The sequence below is a fragment of the Acinetobacter sp. 766875 genome (genome assembly GCF_000582055.1).
GTDB classification, from domain to species: Bacteria; Pseudomonadota; Gammaproteobacteria; order Pseudomonadales; family Moraxellaceae; genus Acinetobacter; species Acinetobacter nosocomialis.
This window is the reverse complement of sequence record NZ_JEXX01000004.1, coordinates 163,513-182,936: the sequence shown is the minus strand read 5'-3', so window position 1 is coordinate 182,936 and position 19,424 is coordinate 163,513. Positions and strand designations below refer to the sequence as shown.

The following is a 19,424-nucleotide window of genomic DNA, read 5'->3' as shown; positions in this document are numbered from 1 at the left end:
TCTCGCTATTTTATTGTTTTTATAGGAATGATTCAGGCTGTTTCGCCGCTGTACGGGCTGTTTGTGGACTAATTACACCACGTGAAACCAAACCTTTTAGGCTTTGGTCGAGGGTTGTCATACCATGGTTAGCACCAGTCTGAATAGCTGAATACATTTGTGCGACTTTGTTTTCACGAATTAAGTTACGAATAGCCGGAATACCAATCATAATTTCATGTGCCGCAACACGACCACCACCATTCTTTTTAAGCAGGGTTTGTGAAATAACGGCTTGTAAAGATTCAGACAGCATGGCACGAACCATGTCTTTTTCTTCGGCAGGGAATACGTCAATCACACGGTCAATGGTTTTTGCAGCCGATGTGGTGTGAAGCGTACCAAATACCAAGTGACCTGTTTCGGCAGCAGTAAGTGCTAATCGAATCGTTTCAAGGTCACGCATCTCACCGACTAAAATAATATCTGGGTCTTCACGTAGTGCTGAACGAAGGGCTTCATTAAAGCCATGTGTATCACGATGCACTTCACGCTGGTTAATCAGACATTTCTTAGACTGGTGTACAAATTCGATTGGATCTTCCACCGTTAAAATATGGTCATAGCGGTTTTCATTAATATAATCGAGCATCGCTGCAAGCGTAGTTGATTTACCCGAACCTGTTGGACCTGTGACCAGTACAATCCCGCGAGGATAGTCGCAAATATCTTTAAAGATTTGACCTAAGCCTAGATCTTCCATAGTGAGGACTTTAGATGGAATGGTACGAAATACTGCACCAGCACCACGGTTTTGGTTAAATGCGTTTACACGGAAACGAGCAACATTCGGTACTTCAAAAGAAAAGTCAGTTTCGAGTTTTTCTTCATAGTCACGGCGCTGTTTATCATTCATGATGTCATAAACGAGGCGGTGGACATCTTTATGTTCTAAGGCTGGCAAGTTAATACGACGTACTTCACCATCGACACGAATCATTGGTGGCATACCAGCTGATAAGTGCAAATCGGACGCGCCATTTTTCACAGAGAAGGCGAGTAGCTCTGTAATATCCATAATTTCCCCAAGTAAATCAAAATATGTCATTATTTTGTAGAATAATATACGGCTTTCACCGAGGCTTACCAACACCTCGCTTTAGGTGAAAAGCAAAAAAGTTTTTTGAAAATGAGAACCTTGTCAATGAATTACCTGCAAGATGCGCGGCAGCACGTATTACAGCAAATCAGAACTGCTTGTGAACATGCTCAGCGTGCGCCTGAAACTGTGCAACTTTTAGCCGTATCTAAAACACATCCGAGTGAAAGATTGCGTGAAATGTATGCAGCGGGACAAAGAGCATTCGGCGAAAATTATTTACAAGAAGCTTTGGATAAAATAGAAGCTCTGCATGACTTAGATATTGAATGGCATTTTATTGGACATGTTCAACGTAATAAAACCAAGCATTTGGCTGAAAAGTTTGACTGGGTACATGGAGTAGATCGTTTAATTATTGCAGAGCGCTTGTCTAACCAACGTGGTGATATCCAAGCTGCACTTAATATTTGTTTGCAAGTCAATATTGATGGGCAAGACACTAAAGATGGCTGTGCACCGGAAGAAGTTGCCGAATTGGTTGCTCAAATAAGTCAACTGCCGAAAATCAAGCTACGTGGCTTAATGGTAATTCCGGCACCAGACAATACTGCCGCTTTTGCAGATGCTAAAAAACTATTTGATGAGGTGAAAGAGCAACATGCCCACGCGCAAGACTGGGACACGTTAAGTATGGGGATGTCAGGCGATTTGGATGCTGCAATTGCTGCAGGTTCAACTATGGTTCGTGTGGGAACTGCTTTGTTTGGAAAACGTGATCCTGTTGTAAAAAAATAACTTTTAAGGTTTAGCTAAATATTTTGTGGCGAAACTGTAATCGGTTAATTTAAATTTAATTTTCCTCATTTATAAACCAGATATTTTAATATTTGAGTGTGTAATGTATGGATTTGTTGCATGTTTTCATTCTGGCAATTATTCAGGGCTTTGCTGAATTATTGCCGGTTTCTAGTTCCGCACACGTTATTTTAGCTGAAAAGTTAATGGGGTATGATCCATCTGCACCTGACATGACCTTCTTACTTGTGATGTTGCACACAGGTACGATGTTTGCCGTGATCGTTTACTTTTGGAAATCTTGGAAAAAGACTTATTTTTCTTCTTGGGAAAGTTTTAAAAAACAAGCTTTCTATATTATTTTAGCAACCCTAATTACTGGTGTACTCGGTTTAGCGCTCCAATCTATTATTAAACATGTATTCTTCGGCGGCGCGAGCAGTTTCGAAATTGAGCATTTGTTTAGTAACTCAAAATTAATGGCAGCTGCACTGATTTCGGCAGGTGTCCTGATTATTTTATCTTCGCGTTTAGATCGCGGACAATCTGGTGAAATCAGTTTGCGTAGTGCTTCTATTATTGGGGCAGTACAGGCGTTATGTTTACCTTTCCGTGGCTTTTCACGTTCTGGCGCTACAATTTCTACAGGATTATTTTTAGGGGTATCTCGCCAAAAAACTGAAGAGTTCAGTTTTGCATTGGCTGTGGTATTAACGCCAGCAGTAATTCTAAAAGAATTATATCGTTTAGTTCACGCTCAAGGCTTACAAACCGTAGCTCATGGACAAGTATTCCATTCGATAGTTCCAAGCTTATTAGGGATGTGCTTTAGCTTTGGTGCTGGGCTTTTAGCATTAAAATGGTTGTCTTCATGGTTAGAACATGGACGCTGGCATTTATTCGGTCTGTACTGTATTGGTTTCGCAATTGTCGTACTCTGCGTGAATTAATTTTTGATGTTTAAAAAATAAAAAATTAGTACAAGACCATACAATAAAAGAGGGGCGTAATTCATACGCCCCTCTTTTATATAAGATTCAATCAAATTTAAGATAAGTACCCAGATTAAATTAACCTACCACTTCAATGGTGCTCGCGCCAGCGCCAAGTGGTTTCACCTGAATTTGTACAGGAATACGCTCATGCATTTCTTGAATGTGTGAGATGAGAATGACCTGACGTCCCTGATTTTGCAATTGGTCCAAAGCATTCATGACCATGTGCAAAGATGAGGCATCTAAAGTACCAAAGCCTTCATCAATAAATAGTGATTCAATTTTCATTGAACCCGATGCCATATTGGCAATTGCTAAAGACAAGGCCAGTGCAGTTAAGAATGACTCACCACCAGATAAAGAAGCGACTGAGCGGGTTTCTCCATCCATGTCGTGGTCAATAATGGCAAGACTTAATGACTGATCAAGACGTTTTAGCGTATAACGCTGAGAAAGCATCGCCAGTTGTTGGTTGGCATGTTCAACTAAAATATCTAAATGATATTGCTGAGCGTAGTCGCGGAACTCTTTACCTTTTGCATCACCGATCAAGCCTGAAATTTTGCTCCAGCGATGTTCTTCTTGTTGAATGTTTTGAATTTGCTCGGCGTATTGTTGCTGTTTGGCAAGGTTTTGCTGATGTAATTCAAGCTTCAGCTTTAGCCCGTCACGTACTTCAAGCTGTGCTTTGAGCTTTGCAATATTGTCTTGAATGAGGGTAATGAGCTTTTCGTATTCAATATCTGGCTGAGTTTGTAAGTGCTCGCTTAATTGCTCTTGCATTGTTTTAAGGGCAGAAGAGGCTTCACTTAATAAACGCTCGGCATGATTAAGACGGTTACGAATGTCTTGCTCTTGTGCAGAATTAATCTGTATGAGCGCTGTAAGATCAGATGCCTGAAAATCAGTATGGGCTTTTAACCAGTTTTGAATTTGCCCATCAATCTGCTGTTGATGTTGTTCTGTGTGTTGATACTGATGTTTAAGTTGATCGAGCGATTGTTTTTGCTGTTCAAAGTATTGTCTGGTTTGTTCGAAACGCTGTTTAGCCTCATGATACGCCGTTTGTTGTTGCTGACGTTTAGCGTCATGCTCAATTAACCATTCATGCGGCTTAATATCCGAACGGCCCGTCATTTGCTGAATGAGCGATACCGCTTTTTCGTTATTTTGTTGACCTTTAAGCGTAATCTCTTGGAGATTTTGATCGATCTCATCAATTTGCTTGGTCATTTGTTCAAGGCTAGCAGTCAACATTTTAAGTTCTTGCTGCTGTTGTTCAAAACGCTGTGAAAGCTGTTCTTGTTGTTCAAGTTGCTTAGCACGTACATCCAGAATAGCCCAAGTCTGCTTAGCTGTTTGGCTACTTGCTTGCTGCCATGCCTGCTGTTCGGTTTCCGATAAACACTCAACAATATGTTGAACTTGTTGTTGCCATTGCTGTGCTGTATTCAGCAAGCTTTCATTACGCTGAATCGTTTGAACAAGCTGATTGTGTTGTTTAATGGCTTGGGTTAAACGTACGTTTTCTGAGTCAAATGAACTTATGGCAGTTTGTGCTGCTTGTCTGAGTTCGTTAAGCGTTTGCAAGATTTGTTCAGGTGCTTGATTAAGCTCAATGTGTAATTGATTGAGGTTAAACCCTTGCTCAAGTTCTTGCTGTAAGTGCGTTTGTTTTACTTGCAGTTGAGCTAGGTATTTCTGAACTTGTTCAAGCTCGGCACGGCACTGAGTAAGTGCATGTTGCTGGGTTTGCCATGCATTAAACTTAGTTTGCTCGAGTGCAATAGCTTGTTGCTCTTGCTGTTGCTGCAAATCGAACAAGGCCTTGGAGACCGCACTGTCATCAATACGGTAGGGGTGATGGGTACTTCCACACACTAAACACGCTTCACCTTCTTTAAGATTGGCACGTAACTGCTCAATATTTTCGGTGTGTAGTAAATGCTGCTGTTGTAGGATGTGTTGTAGTTTTTCACGTTCAGTTTTTGCTGTTTGGTAGTCTTGTTCAGCTAATTGGCAAACGGTTTTAAGTTGCTCTTCTTGCGCGGAGGCTTGAGTATGTTTTTCAGTGAATTGCTGAAGCTCAGCATATAGCTCATGATAAATTTTTATTTTCTGTTGAATCAGATCTAACTGCGTGACTTGAGCAAGTTTCTGATCTTTATCTTTTCGCTGTTGTTCAAGCTTTAACTCAATCTGTTCAACGGTGCCTAGTGAATCTGTGAGTTGTTCGAGTTCACTTTTAGCTTCCGATAGCTTTTGGCGAGCAAGGGTAGGGTTTCCAATCTGTTGTTCAATCGTTTGGTAATTTTGAATAAATTGCCCAAGCTGATGTAGATGTGCTGAAAGACCCTTATCTAATACAGCATATTGCTGAGTCTGGATCAGATGCTGTTGTAAATGAATTTTGTTCTGCTCAAGCTGTGCAATCTGCTGTTGTACAGCGTTTTGCTGTTGTTGCAATGGGCTTAGCTTTTGCTCAAGTACCTGTCTTTTTTCTTTGCACTTTTTATATTCATCGGCAATAAAAGCACGTTCTTGAATGGACTGTCGAACTTGATTTAAAGCATGTTGATGCTGTTGCTCAAAATCGAGGGTTTGTTTGAGCTGTTGTTCTGCAAGTTGATATTGTTTTTGTCCCGTTTCAAAAATTTGTAGCAGGTCATTAAACTTAGTTTGAGCTTGCTGAATTTGCGGCTCAAGTTGTTGTAGTGTTTGTAAATTTTGAGCTTGTTGAAAGACTTGTGGGCGTATTTCGGAGAAAACTTCGAGACGTTTTAATTGCTCACGTTCACTAGCCAGTTGTTGATAGTGATTTTGCTGAGTTTGAAACTGTTGCTGTTTAGCTTGAACTTCTTGTTCAAGTTTTGCTTTGCGTTCAAACCATTGTTGCTGTTTGTCTAAGACATGTTTTTGTTGTTCTAACTGTTGATAGTTTTGTTCAGCTTGTTGGTATTGCTCGGTAAATGCAGCAATCTCTTCATCAGACAAAATTTCAATGTGACCTAAAAATTCTTCCAACTGTTTACGCTGTTTTGCAATATCTGCTGTTTTACGAAAAGCCAGTTCACCAATTTTAGCAAAAATGCTGGAATTGGTTAGGTACTCAAGTAATTCACCGCGTTCGCTGTCTCTAGCTTTTAAAAATGCGGTCACTTCGGACTGAGCAAGTAATACGGCACGCGTAAACTGTTCAAAAGAAAGCTGGGTAATTTGTTTAACTTTTTCATCAACCGCTTTGGCTTTGTCAGCAAGTACCACCCCATCGGTTAGACATTTTAAGTGACGCTGCACGCTTTGTAATTTGCCATTTGGGTTTTCACGTGCACGTTTAATTTCCCAACGAGCCAAATAACGTTTTTGATCTTGTGCAATAAAGCAAAGCTCAGCAAAACCATGTCCTGTACCACGGCGTAAGACAGTTAAAGGTGAGTTAGTGAGTAACTCGGAACCATCAACATCTTTTAATTTGCCGTCGCTGTCTTTAAGACGTGGAACCCGATTAAATAAGGCTAGGCACATCGCGTCTAAAATGGTCGATTTACCTGCGCCAGTTTTTCCCACAATCGCAATGAGACCTGCATGGGCCAGAGGTGCGCTTTCAAAATCAATAAAATGTTCATCAGCAAGCGATGCCAGATTTTTTATTCGAATGGATAAAATTTTCATGACATATCCTTAATGGCTTGCATCATTTTCAAGATGTTTTTGTGCTTCTTGTACCAGACTCAGAAAATCTTTTAAGACCGCATCATCGGCGCTGTAACCTTGTTTTTCCCAGATGTTTTGAAAGAGTTTTTCTGGTGTTGGCGGTTCAAGTGCAATGTGCTGGGTGGTATTTGAATCAGTCGTGTCTTTATTGACATATTGACGTGAAATGCGCACTAAACGATAGCGGTCAGGTGGTAGAGCTGCTTCAAACTGCTGACGTAAATTGGGTTGTGGCGGCGTTAAACTATAATATTCAATATCGACATATTCACGGTGGTCAATATTTTCAATCACGCCGTGAGGCAACGCTTTGAGTTGTTGCAGTACCTCGTTTAGCTCACCACGAATACGGTGCAATTGTATGCAACGCGGAATTTCTACTGCTTCAAATTGCAAACGGTTGTTTGTGTCTTGAGTCGGGTCGATTTTGACCTCAACCACTTGGTGTTTATAGTTAATTTCACTAAAAGAAAGTGGAATGGGTGAACCGCTATAACGAATGTGCGGCTGACCTACTTTTTGTGGTTTATGTAGATGTCCTAAAGCGACATAGTCGACCGCATCTTCAAACAAAGTTGTTGAAAGCGCCTCTTCATTACCAATAATAATGGGGCGTTCAGAGTCGGATGTCTCGCCACCTTGCATATGGGCATGTGACATCAAAATAAGCGCTTGATCCGGTGTCTTGCGACGTTTGGCTTCTGCAATGAGTTGCTGGTGCAAATAAGCAATCGCATTTTTGCTATTGGTGGTATATTCGTTAAAGCCCGTAATTTCGGCCGAGCGTAAAAAAGGCAGGGCAAGGCACCACGCCACAATATCTTGATTTTGATTATAAATAGGTAAAAGTAGTCGATCGAGATCTAGAGTTTTATCTTCATTCCAGCGAACTACGCCCACGGTTTTTGCATTGTATTTTTCTAAAAGTGGTTCGACTTGTTCAATACGGTAGCCTGAGTCATGGTTACCCGCAATCATGAGTGTTTGCATGTGCGGTGCAATGCGGTGTGCATCTGCTAAAAATTGGTAGAGTTGTTTTTGTGCCTGAGAACCCGGGTTAATGACATCAAAAATATCGCCAGCAATAAGCAGGGCATGTGGTTGTTTTTCTTGAATTTGAATGAGCAACCAGCTTAAAAATTGTTGGTGTTCGTAATGTCGAGAGTGATTATAAAAAAACTGCCCCAAATGCCAGTCAGAAGTATGTAGAAAATGTACGGACATAGAAACAGACATCAAGCCAAAATAAACACAGATACGTTAGCATAAATTGGCAGGAGATTTTATCAAGACATTTTAAAGTGCTCGTTATTTAAGCCTATAGTAAAACTTGAATTAAATTTTTCACTTTAAACTCTGCTTTGTTACTATCAAGGCAAACCATGGACTTTGAGAACAAAATGACTATTCATAAATACGAAGTAAAAATACAGTGGGAAGGCAATACGGGTACAGGCACTTCATCTTATCGTTCATATAAACGAGACTTTAGTATTCAGCATCCTCAAAAGACTACTATTCAAGGTTCATCAGACCCTGCCTATTTAGGCGATGTGACTAGATGGAACCCAGAGGATTTATTGGTCGCGTCAGCTTCTGCTTGTCATAAGCTTTGGTATTTACACCTTTGTGCAGTCAATAATATTCATGTTGTGAGTTATGTTGACCATGCACTTGGGTTTATGGAAGACACAGATCCGGTCAAACGTGGTCACTTTACTCAAATTATTTTAAGGCCCGAGGTTGTGTTAGAAAAAGGTGCTGACCAAGAGCTTGCAGCAAAATTGCATGAAGAAGCGCATCATGAATGTATGATTGCCAATTCGGTGAATTTCCCAATTACATGTGAAGCCACTTTTAGCTTTGCTGAATAAACTATATGAAATAGCCACTGATAAAAAAGCGGTGGCTATAAATTAAAATAAATGGGCTAAGTAAAATCTTTAAGCTGCATTTTCATCGACTTGGAAAATACCAAAAACGTTGTGGTCTAAATCGACAAAGTAACCATGCCAAGCACGGCCCGGAATAGCAAATTTATCCATTGCGACAATACCGCCTTGCGCTAAAATTTTTGCAGCTACCTCATCGAAGTTTTCCACCTGAACCGAACAAGTAAATGCATTGGTGCCATATTCCATTGGCGGTGTTTGAGCAGGGCGTTTTAATAGACCACCCATAATTGAAGGTGTCTCTATGCGGTAATATTCAATCGGTAAGCTTTCATCGAGTTTAAATTGCCAACCAAACACAGCTTGATAAAACTGCGCATCGCGGGCAGGGTTTGAAGACTGGATTTCGAAATAGGCAATAGTGTTCATATTATTTAAATCGTATTTTTATGGTGTAAAAAGTATAGGCATGCCTTTCATGGCTATGAAATAACCATTGTGTATGGTGAGCGTAAAATAAATGAAAATGCTAGAAAATAAAAACCGACGATTCGAGTGATGAGAGAATCGTCGGTCAAAGACTTCATCAAGGGTTTCGGCTGCTAACAAAACCTAATCCGAAGGAAGAAAGAGTCGTAATGAAAGGTCACCGAAACAATTTTGCGGATGCCGTGCAAAGGAAGTATTCGGTTGCTGCGACCTTGTTACCCTATATAACGTCAAGAAATCAGGATTGGTTGACAGAAAAATGAAAAAAAATCGAAAAAAATTTATAATTATTTTTTGAACCCATAAATTAGGCAAAAATATGACCAAATTACGCTCTTACTTTCTCTGGTTTTTTGCTTTGTGCCTCGTGCTTACCTTAATTGTAGGCGTGATTGCAGCACTATTACCAGCGAGTGTAGGCGGTATTTTAACAGCCGTTCCATATTTAGGCGCAATGATTTTTGTCTTATTTAGATTTTTAAAGAAAGAACGCCGTGCACCGACTGTACCAGAAAAAAAGAAATTTACTTTAGGCTTTACCCTCATATTTTGGGGCTATAACTTGTGTGGTGTTTTGTTCGGTCTGTTTTTATTTTCAAGAAAAGACCCTGAGATTTTGCAAAACTTTATGCTTTACCTCAAGCAGCCTCAGTTCTTAAGTATTATGGTCATTATGATTTTAATGTTGGCTATTCCGCTGTATTTAATTACTTACTGGTTTTATGGCAAACAGGCACAGCGTATGGCAGACAAAATGTTCAATGTGCAATAGATCACTACGAAAACTCATACGATTAAATATAAATGAGTCTTATACAATAAAATAAAACTTGAATCCTCAGCTTAGGAGGAAATATGAATAAGAATGTATTAATTACTGGTGCCAGTGGCTTTATTGGAACGCATTTAATTAAGTTCCTATTACAAAAAAATTATAATGTGATTGCTGTTACACGGCAGGCTGGAAAGGAATCTGACCATCCTGCCTTACAGTGGGTACAAAAGTTTGAAGATATTACGACCCGTCAAATTGACTATGTGGTGAATTTGGCTGGTGCAAATATTGGTGAGAAACGCTGGACCGAGTCACGTAAAAAACAACTCATTGAAAGCCGTGTAAATACGACCCGAAAATTGTATGCGTGGCTCAAACAATCTGAAATTTTTCCAGAAGTGATTGTTTCTGGCTCGGCCATTGGCTATTACGGGATTGATGTTCAAGAAAAGTGGGTAGAGGAGTGCACTGAACAAAGCTCGCCACAGCCTATTTTTATGTCTCGACTTTGCCAAGAGTGGGAACAAGCAGCTTTAGCAGATACTCAGCAAAATACTAAAATTATTCGCTTAGGTGTAGTGTTTGGGCAGGGCGGTGGCATTTTGCCTAAAATGTTATTTCCTATACGACTTAATTTAGTCGGTCAAATTGGTCATGGTCGTCAGCCTGTGGTTTGGGTACATATTGAAGATGTGTTAAATGCGATCGAGTTTATATTTAAACATCCTCAATCTGCTCAAACTCATAATGTGGTGGCACCAGAAAACGTGACTCAAAAGGTATTTATTGAACAAGCAGCAGAGGTTTTAAATAAGAAACCAATATTATCAGCACCAAGCACGGTTTTTCGCTATTTGTTAGGAGAACAGTCGCAATTGATTTTGAATGGTCAATACGTTAAACCCACAGCCTTACAAGCAGAAGGATTTGAGTTTACTTATCCTCAATTGAAAATGGCTTTAGAAAATATACTCGCGTCAGGCTAAGATTTTATTTTGCAAACGCTCTGGTGAATATGCTTTGGCATCAACTAATGTTGGTTGACCTAGCATAAGCTGACGAAGCAATTGTGCAGAACCTGCGCCCATACACAAACCATTTCTAAAATGACCAAAGTTTGCCCAGAGGTTGTCCATTTCAGGCATTTTGCCAATGTATGGAACACCGTTTGGTGAACTTGGTCTGAGGCCTGCCCAGCGATGTACAATCGGGAAATCGGCCAGTTCAGGCACCATTTCTAAACATGCTTCTAAAATATTGTGCTGAGTCGTTTCGTCGGTAGAGGTGTCAAAACCACGATGTGCCATACTTGACCCACACACGATATGACCGTCCATACGTGGAATCAAATACATGACTCGATTCATACACATGGTCGGTAGCCAGTGAGCAGGGGTTTTAAATAACAGCATTTGGCCTTGAACAGGTTCGACTGGAATTTCAAGTTGTAATTGAGAGTTCCAGTAATGGCTCCAAGCGCCCGAAGTTATTACAAAATGGTCTGCTGTATGTTTGCGACCATCTTCGGTTTGGAGCGCTTGTATCACATCACCTTGTTGAATTAGTTTTTTAACAGCAGCATGTTCAAAAAACTCAACATTTGGATGTTGCTTTAAATAGCGAATCAGGGACTGTAATACACGCGGATTACGAATATTAGATAGTTCAGGGAAATAAATCGCTTCTTGAAACTGATCGGAAATATGCGGATTAACTTGCTCTAGCGCATCTCGCTGTAAATATTCACAGCGCTGCATTGGCTCTTGATGTTGCTCGGCGTAAGAAAGCCCGATGTCAAAATCTTCTTCATCAAAAATCAGCATGCCTGTGTCATGAATTTCAAAATCAATTCCTGTAACAGGGTAGAGCTTTTGGTTCCATGCTTGATAAGAGGCTTTACCAAATTGAGCAAGTTGGTTCACTGCATGCACATAACGCCACGGGTACATCGGAGAGAGAATACCTCCGCCAGCCCAAGAGGCTGCTTGTCCCGCTTGTTGTTGATCAAAAATGCTGATGGTACAGCCTTGTTCAACCAACTCCAGCGCAGACATTAATCCACTTATGCCCGCGCCAATGATTGCAATATGCATGCAGTGTTATCCTTTCTCTGCGAACTTAGTTCATTTCCTTGAGTTTTTCAGCAGCGGTTTCTGCAAAGTAAGTCCAGATTCCGTCTGCACCAGCGCGGCGGCAGCACATGAGTGATTCTAAAATCACTGATTCTGATAACCAGCCGTTTTGAATTGCGCCCGCTAACATGGCGTATTCGCCACTCACTTGATAAATGAATGTTGGAATACCAAAGGTATCTTTCACTTCACGTACCACATCCAGATATGGCATGCCCGGTTTTACAATGACCATGTCGGCGCCTTCTTGAATATCTAGCGCAACTTCGTGTAAAGCTTCGGCACGGTTACCAAAGTCCATCTGGTAGTTATATTTATTACCACCTTTTAGGTTGGATGCAGAGCCAACAGCATCACGGAACGGACCATAGAAGCTAGACGCATATTTTGCAGAGTAGGCCATAATATTGGTATAGATGTGACCATTGGCTTCTAAAGCTTGACGAATTGCGCCAATACGGCCATCCATCATGTCACTTGGTGCAACGACATCGGCACCTGCTTCTGCGTGACTCAATGCTTGTTTAATCAAGCATTCTACAGTCTCGTCATTGAGCACATAGCCAGTTTCATCAATAATGCCGTCTTGACCATGAGTCGTATATGGGTCGAGTGCACCATCAGTGATTAATACCATTTCTGGCAATTCTTTTTTAAGCAAACGACAAGTAGTTTGAACTAAACCATCTTCACGCCATGCAGCTTCTGCGGTCAGGCTTTTATCTTCTTGCGGGGTAACTGGAAAAAGAGCCAGTTTTGATACGCCTAATTCTAGAAGTCTTTCAGCTTTTTTCAGTAACAAGTCTGCCGACAAACGCTGAATGTTCGGCATACTTGGAATATCTTGGGTCTGATTTTGTCCCGGTAATACAAATACTGGATAAATCAAGTGATTGGTAGTGAGCTGTGTTTCGCTGACCATCGCACGCAACTGGTCATTTTTACGGATACGGCGCATGCGAGTAGCTGGAAATGCAGGACGATTGAACGTATAAGTCATAACAATCTCGATGTTCGGTATTACACTAGGATAGGTTGGCGGATATTCCATTACTGTCAACCGACTGCTGTATTGTAGCCCCATAATGCTGTATTTGTACAAAATTATGGGTGTTTATCATGCTTTTAAATTTAGGCAACGTATGAGTGATGAAAAGAAAAATTGGACGGGGAACATACAATTAGGTGCAAAAACTGACCTAAATGTGGTGCTCAGCCAATTATGTAAGGCGTTTAATAGCTGTCCTTTTTTTAAGCATAGTGGAATGATTATGCGTGTGGTAGATGGGCACATTGAAGGCTATGTTGAAATGCAACCTGAGCTGATTGGTAACTTGGCTTTTCAGGTTTTACATGGTGGTGTAGCTGCAACTTTACTCGACAGTATTGGTGGAATTGTGGCAATGGAACATCTCTATCGCCGTTCAACACCCGAAACCCTGCCTGAGACTATTAAACAAGTTACGCGCTTGGCAACTGTCGATATGCGTGTAGATTATTTGGCACCAGGACGCGGTAAGTATTTTATTGCACGCGCGGAAGTGTTACGTTTAGGTCGTAAGGGCTGCACTATGCGTATGACGATGGTCAATGATGAAGATAAAGCCATCGCCGCGGGTATCGCTTCATATGCCTATTAGGCGATGAATTGAACAATTTAAAAGCACCTAGGGTGCTTTTTTTGTGTTTAAAAAAGCTAAAATTTTCATAAAAATCTTGAGATAAACATTAATTTAATTAGAACGAACGCATGAGTTATATTTTTTTATTCTCATATCATGAGGTTTTAGCGTTAAAATTGACTGCTTTGACAATGCGATATGTCTTGTTCATAGAATAATAAAAACTCTATAACAAGGTGTAGTGCGAGATTGATGGCAAAGCCAACTCATCTTTAGGAACATACCATGACTGATGCACAAAGCAATGTACAAGAAACAGTGCCAACAACATCTGCCTCGGATGACAACAACCAAAACAAGCGCAAAAAATTTCTTGGTTTTTTTGCGCTGATTTTATTGATCGCCGCTATTTTATATGCAATTTGGGCATTATTTTTAAATCACTCGGTGAGTACAGATAATGCTTATGTCGGTGCAGAAACCGCGCAAATTACCTCAATGGTGAGCGGTCAGGTCGCTCAGGTTTTGGTAAATGATACTCAAACAGTACATCGGGGTGATGTGCTGGTTCGTATTGATGACCGTGATGCCAAAATTGCATTGGCATAAGCCGAGGCAGAACTTGCCAAAGCAAAACGCCAATACAAACAGACTGCGGCAAACAGTAGTTCTTTAAACTCTCAAGTTGTGGTTCGTGCTGACGAAATTAACAGTGCTAAAGCGCAAGTTGCTCAAGCACAGGCCGACTACGACAAAGCAGCTTTAGAACTCAACCGCCGTGCGCAGCTTGCTGCCTCTGGTGCGGTGTCTAAAGAAGAACTGACTAAAGCACAAAGTGCGGTTGAAACAGCTAAAGCAGGGCTAGAGCTTGCCAAAGCTGGTTTAGCGCAAGCGTCTTCAAGCCGTAAAGCTGCTGAAAGTACTTTAGCTGCAAACGAAGCTTTAATTCAGGGTGTAAGTGAAACATCGACTCCGGATGTACAAGTTGCACAAGCCCATGTTGAACAAGCTCAGCTTGACTTAGAACGTACGGTCATTCGTGCCCCAGTCGATGGTGTAATTACTCGTCGTAATATTCAAGTTGGACAACGTGTTGCACCAGGTGCCAGCATGATGATGATTGTGCCGCTGAACGAGTTATATGTAGACGCTAACTTTAAAGAAAGTCAGTTGAAAAAAGTCCGTCCGGGTCAACCCGTGACACTGACTTCAGATTTATACGGTGATGACGTTGAATACCACGGCAAAGTGGTAGGCTTCTCTGGTGGTACAGGCTCTGCCTTTGCCTTAATTCCGGCTCAAAACGCAACAGGTAACTGGATTAAAGTGGTTCAACGCTTACCGGTTCGTATTGCACTTGATCCGAAAGAACTTGCTGAACACCCACTGCGTGTTGGCTTGTCGATGGAAGCAAAAGTCGACTTATCTGCGAAGTAAACGCTTATGAAAACGCAAACACCTTTTGCCGAGTTAAGCGGTGGCCGTTTACTACTGGCAGCGTTTGTTATTGCCTTGTCGAACTTTATGGTCGTACTTGATACGACCATTGCTAACGTCTCTGTACCGCATATTACCGGTAACCTTGCTGTTTCAAGCACACAAGGGACATGGGTCGTTACTTCATATGCAGTTGCAGAGGCGATTTGTGTACCCTTAACAGGCTGGCTTGCAGGCCGCTTTGGAACGGTGCGGGTCTTTATATTTGGTTTAATTGGCTTTACGGTCTTTTCTTTCCTGTGCGGTTTGGCAACATCGTTAGAAATGTTGGTGTTTTTCCGTATTGGGCAGGGCCTTTGTGGTGGTCCACTTATGCCACTCAGCCAAACCTTGCTTATGCGTATTTTCCCTCAAGAAAAGCATGCACAGGCAATGGGCCTATGGGCAATGACTACCGTCGTCGGACCAATTTTAGGACCAATTTTGGGTGGTCTGATTAGTGATAATCTGTCTTGGCACTGGATTTTCTTTATTAACTTACCGGTTGGTATTGTCTGTGTATTAGCAGCAATGCGCTTGTTAAGAGTAGCCGAAACAGAAACCATTTCTTTAAGAATCGATACTGTTGGTTTAGGTCTGTTAATTCTGTGGATTGGTGCGTTACAACTTATGCTCGACTTGGGGCATGAACGCGACTGGTTTAATAGCACCAGCATTGTGGTTTTAGCTTTAACTGCCGCCATTGGCTTTGTGGTGTTCCTGATATGGGAGCTCACCGATAAACATCCCGTGGTAGATGTCAAAGTCTTTAGGCATAGGGGCTTTGCAATTTCGGTACTGGCCTTGTCGCTTGGCTTTGGCGCATTCTTTGGCAGTATTGTATTGATACCGCAGTGGCTGCAAATGAACCTTTCCTATACCGCGACGTGGGCTGGTTATTTAACCGCAACCATGGGCTTTGGTAGTTTGACCATGTCACCGATTGTGGCAAAACTTTCGACCAAACATGACCCACGCGCACTGGCGAGTTTCGGTTTAATTTTGCTGGGTATAGTGACTTTAATGCGGGCATTCTGGACTACAGATGCCGACTTTATGGCGTTGGCTTGGCCGCAAATTTTGCAAGGTTTTGCAGTACCGTTCTTCTTTATTCCACTATCCAACATTGCACTGGGTTCAGTGCTCCAGCAAGAAATTGCATCTGCTGCAGGCCTCATGAACTTTTTAAGAACCATGGCAGGGGCGATTGGTGCTTCAATTGCAGTGACTGTGTGGGATGACCACGCCAAAGTTGCTCGTAGTGAAATGGTGTCAAACCTGAACCCAACTGAAGTTCAAAACAACCTTCTGCAAAATGGTTTTACGACTGACTCGACCTTAGGAATTATTTCTAACCTTGTCGATAAAGAAGCCATTACCATGTCGGCAAACCATGTGTTTTTGCTGTTTGCGATTGTATTTGTCTTTGCGGGGCTGGTCATCTGGTTGTGTCCAAAACCCAAACAGGTCAGCGGAATGCCTTCCCACTAAACATCAAAAAGCATCTCTTCGGAGGTGCTTTTTTAGGTCTGCTAAAAAATGAGTGGGTTTATAAATAGCAGATTTTGTCTACATTTAAAGAAATAAAGCATGCCAGAACTGGGTAAATCAGTTATAAAAGAGTGTGATATCAAGCAAGGAGGCATAACACAGGGCACAGCGTAAATAGCCTTAATCATTTAATATTATTAAAACTTTATTTTTATCAAAGATTAAAAAAACTGAAGACCTGAAAACAAAGAAGCTTGCATGGCAATTGCATGGATAGGCAGGCGTATATATTGGAGTTATCACGTGAATAAAAGATATTCATTTTTGTTCAGTAGTTTATTAGCAGTCGGTTTATTACAAGGATGTGGAGATGACTCCTCGTCAGATCAGCCCAAGGATGATTCAAATACAACCCCGCCCAATTTAATTGTAGATAATGATCCGACCAGTTGTAGCAAACTGGCACAAGACGGTTCAAGTGTGGTGGTCGGTTCAAACCAAAATGGTGACCCCGCCGCGCCAGAGGGTGCATCGGGTTACAAACTTGGTAACACAGTTAAATACGCAGATAAATATATGGTGGTGGCAAACACACCACTTGCGGTAAAAGCAGGCTGTGATGTTTTAAGAGCTGGCGGTAGCGCAGTCGATGCAGCCGTTGCAGTACAAGCAGTACTTGGTTTAGTCGAGCCACAGTCGAGTACCATTGCCGGCAGTGGTTTTATGATGTATTACGACGCCAAAACCAAGCAAGTCACGGCTTATGATGGACGTGAAACTGCCCCTGCCGCAGCCAACGAATTTTATTTAATTCGCCAAGATATATATGACCCAAATTCACCAGCGCCTGTACCAAGTGCACGCCGTAGCGGTCGCTCGATTGGTGTGCCGGGTGTGATGCGTTTACTGGAACAAGCGCAACAAGAACATGGCAAACTTAAGTGGAACCAGCTTTTTGGTGAAGCGATTGGTTTGGCTGACAACGGTTTCCGTATACCGGGACGTTTGGCAGATGCGATTACAAGTAATGCAAGCAGCTTAGCCCTCGATGCAAATGCAATGGCAACCTATTTCTACCCAGATGGATCACCACGTAAAGTCGGTGAGACCATGACCAATAAAGCCTATGCCAGAACGCTTGAAGCACTTGCTTCACAAGGGGCAAATGCACTGCACACCGGACCTATTGCACAAGCTATTGTGGCAAAAGCAGGCCAAACTGTGGGGGATGACCCAGCACGGACTCCAATTACCCCAAGTTTGATGACCTTGCAGGATTTATCGAACTATCAGGTGAAAAAACGCGACCCGATTTGTACGACGTACCGTGACCGTTACTATGTTTGTACTATGCCACCTCCATCTTCGGGAGGGATTGCGGTTGCGCAAACACTGGGTATTTTAGAAAACTTTGATATGTCGCTGTATCCACCTAAAAACCCTGAAAATGAAGGTGGTGTGCCTGATGTTATGGGCGTGCATTTAGTGTCTGAAGCAGAGCGTTTGGCCTATGCTGACCGCGACAAATATGTGGCAGATACTGACTTTGTTCGTTTGCCAGCACAGGGTATTCCAAGTTTTATTGATAAAAATTACTTAAAACAACGTGCCGCACTGATTAACCCGAACCAAAGTATGGGCGTAGCACCAGCAGGTAATTTCAATACAGCGGCAGGTGTAGACACCACTGTTGAACATGGCACAACTCAGTTCACGATAGTAGATGCCTATGGCAATGTCGTTTCAATGACATCGACTGTTGAATCGAGCATGGGTTCATTCCACATGGTGGATGGCTTCTTGCTGTCAAATCAGTTAACTGACTTTAGCGCGAACCCTTATGACAGCACTGGGGCGCTGGTTGCTAACCGTGTGGAAGGTGGCAAACGCCCACGTAGTACCATGGCGCCAACCTTAGTGTTTAAAGGCACCACGCCAGATGAGTTTTATATGGCAACAGGTTCACCAGGTGGCGGTACCATCATTCAATATGTGGTTAAAACTTTGGTGGGTGCATTGGACTGGAACTTAAATGCACAGCAGGCCACTTCGCTTGTTAACTTTGGCGCGACCAATAGCCCAACCACCAATATTGATAGCTCGAATGTGCAGCTTTCTATGCTTGATTTGATTGAAGGCTTAAAAGCAAAAGGGCATGGCGTTGCCAACACTGCGCAAACCAGCGGTATTTCTACGATTATGAAAGTAAATATTAATAATCAAAGTAAATACGCAGGTGGGGTAGACCCACGCCGTGAAGGGATCGTGTTAGGCAATGGTGCTTTATAGAGCAAGCTTTAAAAAAAGCTGTCATTTTTGGCAGCTTTTTTATGGGGCCCTTGAAAAAAACAAAAGGCTCTCCATTATGTAAATATGTTCATCAGTAGCAGACTGTTGATAAAATGCACAGCATTTTATTTTAGTTATGCTATGATGTTCAGACATTCATGGGGATGTTATTGGCTTCGACGCCGGTGATGAAACTCATAGATGCATGCCGAGAGCGCATTTTCTCTCGTAAATAAAATTTGCATTTAAATAGTCGCAAACGACGAAACTTACGCTCTAGCTGCCTAAGGGCAGTTTGTCCGCTTCCTAGAATACTTGTGGTTTAGGAACCCGACCGTAGCGCACGCACACAAGTCCGTATAGAGTCAAGCCTCGGGGCTTTATACCAAACTTAGAGGATCGCACCTTGTACCCTGTTCGTCGGGTCACTTGGTGTTAAAACAATAGACGATATCTAAGCATGTAGTATTCTCGAGCGTAGTGCTGGCGGACGCGGGTTCAACTCCCGCCATCTCCACCAAATACCTAACAAAACATGGCAAAATATGCCAAGTTTTAAAACGAAAAGGCTTGATTCTAAAGGGATTGAGCCTTTTTTCTTGCCTGAACATAACTAAATATAACTAGCCATAGTGTACATGCACCGTGTACACTGCCTTGTACATTGCACATT

General features: G+C 41.9%; 14 protein-coding genes, 1 other RNA gene and 1 pseudogene. 10 read left to right on the top strand and 6 right to left on the bottom strand.

Features of this window, described 5'->3' with window-relative positions:
- Nucleotides 1-19 precede the first annotated feature (19 nt).
- The gene (locus J576_RS06080; protein WP_006581387.1) at nt 20-1,057 is read right to left on the bottom strand and encodes a type IV pilus twitching motility protein PilT; all 1,038 of its coding nucleotides are present in this window, start codon (nt 1,055-1,057) and stop codon (nt 20-22) included.
- 126 nt (nt 1,058-1,183) lie between these two features.
- Here J576_RS06080 and J576_RS06075 point away from each other — a divergent pair, with 126 nt between their 5' ends.
- Both J576_RS06075 and J576_RS06070 read left to right on the top strand, forming a co-directional pair.
- A complete protein-coding gene (locus tag J576_RS06075; protein WP_002052048.1) occupies nt 1,184-1,876 on the top strand; it encodes a YggS family pyridoxal phosphate-dependent enzyme in 693 nt (230 codons plus the stop codon).
- Nucleotides 1,877-1,983: 107 nt separating this feature from the next.
- A complete protein-coding gene (locus tag J576_RS06070) occupies nt 1,984-2,826 on the top strand; it encodes an undecaprenyl-diphosphate phosphatase (protein WP_002052041.1) in 843 nt (280 codons plus the stop codon).
- 120 nt (nt 2,827-2,946) lie between these two features.
- Here J576_RS06070 and J576_RS06065 read toward each other — a convergent pair whose 3' ends face one another.
- Both J576_RS06065 and J576_RS06060 read right to left on the bottom strand, forming a co-directional pair.
- Nucleotides 2,947-6,543 (bottom strand): AAA family ATPase, encoded by a 3,597-nt coding sequence (locus J576_RS06065; protein ID WP_002052034.1) that lies wholly within the window; start codon nt 6,541-6,543, stop codon nt 2,947-2,949.
- Nucleotides 6,544-6,552: 9 nt separating this feature from the next.
- Nucleotides 6,553-7,821, bottom strand: coding sequence for an exonuclease SbcCD subunit D (locus J576_RS06060; RefSeq protein ID WP_002052072.1), 1,269 nt, complete (start codon nt 7,819-7,821; stop codon nt 6,553-6,555).
- A 164-nt stretch (nt 7,822-7,985) separates the two neighbouring features.
- Between J576_RS06060 and J576_RS06055 the strand changes: the two genes are divergently transcribed.
- Complete coding sequence (locus J576_RS06055) at nt 7,986-8,459, top strand: OsmC family protein (protein ID WP_025467940.1); 474 nt, start codon at nt 7,986-7,988, stop codon at nt 8,457-8,459.
- Nucleotides 8,460-8,528: 69 nt separating this feature from the next.
- On the opposite strand, the gene J576_RS06050 is transcribed toward J576_RS06055, so the two are convergent.
- Nucleotides 8,529-8,906 carry a VOC family protein gene (locus J576_RS06050; protein ID WP_001091952.1) on the bottom strand — a complete coding sequence of 126 codons (378 nt, stop codon included), beginning with the start codon at nt 8,904-8,906 and terminating at the stop codon, nt 8,529-8,531.
- Nucleotides 8,907-9,285: 379 nt separating this feature from the next.
- Between J576_RS06050 and J576_RS06045 the strand changes: the two genes are divergently transcribed.
- Together J576_RS06045 and J576_RS06040 are read left to right on the top strand one after the other, a co-directional pair.
- Entirely contained in the window at nt 9,286-9,738 is a 453-nt protein-coding gene (locus J576_RS06045) for an ABZJ_00895 family protein (protein WP_002052009.1), read from the top strand.
- An 83-nt stretch (nt 9,739-9,821) separates the two neighbouring features.
- Nucleotides 9,822-10,727, top strand: a complete 906-nt coding sequence (locus tag J576_RS06040; RefSeq protein ID WP_002052044.1) for a TIGR01777 family oxidoreductase — start codon at nt 9,822-9,824, stop codon at nt 10,725-10,727.
- Here the strand turns inward: J576_RS06040 and J576_RS06035 are convergent.
- Together J576_RS06035 and hemB are read right to left on the bottom strand one after the other, a co-directional pair.
- On the bottom strand, nt 10,719-11,834 hold the full coding sequence (locus J576_RS06035) for an NAD(P)/FAD-dependent oxidoreductase (protein WP_002052038.1): 1,116 nt from the start codon (nt 11,832-11,834) through the stop codon (nt 10,719-10,721). The two genes, J576_RS06040 and J576_RS06035, sit on opposite strands and share 9 nt — an antisense overlap.
- A 25-nt stretch (nt 11,835-11,859) precedes the next feature.
- Complete coding sequence (gene hemB, locus J576_RS06030) at nt 11,860-12,873, bottom strand: porphobilinogen synthase (protein ID WP_002052046.1); 1,014 nt, start codon at nt 12,871-12,873, stop codon at nt 11,860-11,862.
- Between the two features lie 142 nt (nt 12,874-13,015).
- On the opposite strand from hemB, the gene J576_RS06025 reads away from it, so the two are divergent.
- From J576_RS06025 to ssrA, 5 genes and pseudogenes are all read left to right on the top strand, one after another.
- A complete protein-coding gene (locus tag J576_RS06025) occupies nt 13,016-13,513 on the top strand; it encodes a thioesterase family protein (RefSeq protein ID WP_031951233.1) in 498 nt (165 codons plus the stop codon).
- A 267-nt stretch (nt 13,514-13,780) separates the two neighbouring features.
- Nucleotides 13,781-14,932, top strand: a pseudogene (locus J576_RS06020) (EmrA/EmrK family multidrug efflux transporter periplasmic adaptor subunit).
- Nucleotides 14,933-14,938: 6 nt separating this feature from the next.
- Complete coding sequence (locus J576_RS06015; RefSeq protein ID WP_002051997.1) at nt 14,939-16,462, top strand: DHA2 family efflux MFS transporter permease subunit; 1,524 nt, start codon at nt 14,939-14,941, stop codon at nt 16,460-16,462.
- 303 nt (nt 16,463-16,765) lie between these two features.
- Entirely contained in the window at nt 16,766-18,751 is a 1,986-nt protein-coding gene (gene ggt / locus J576_RS06010; RefSeq protein WP_002051992.1) for a gamma-glutamyltransferase, read from the top strand.
- 160 nt (nt 18,752-18,911) lie between these two features.
- Nucleotides 18,912-19,271: a transfer-messenger RNA gene (gene ssrA, locus J576_RS19365) on the top strand.
- Nucleotides 19,272-19,424: the final 153 nt, after the last annotated feature.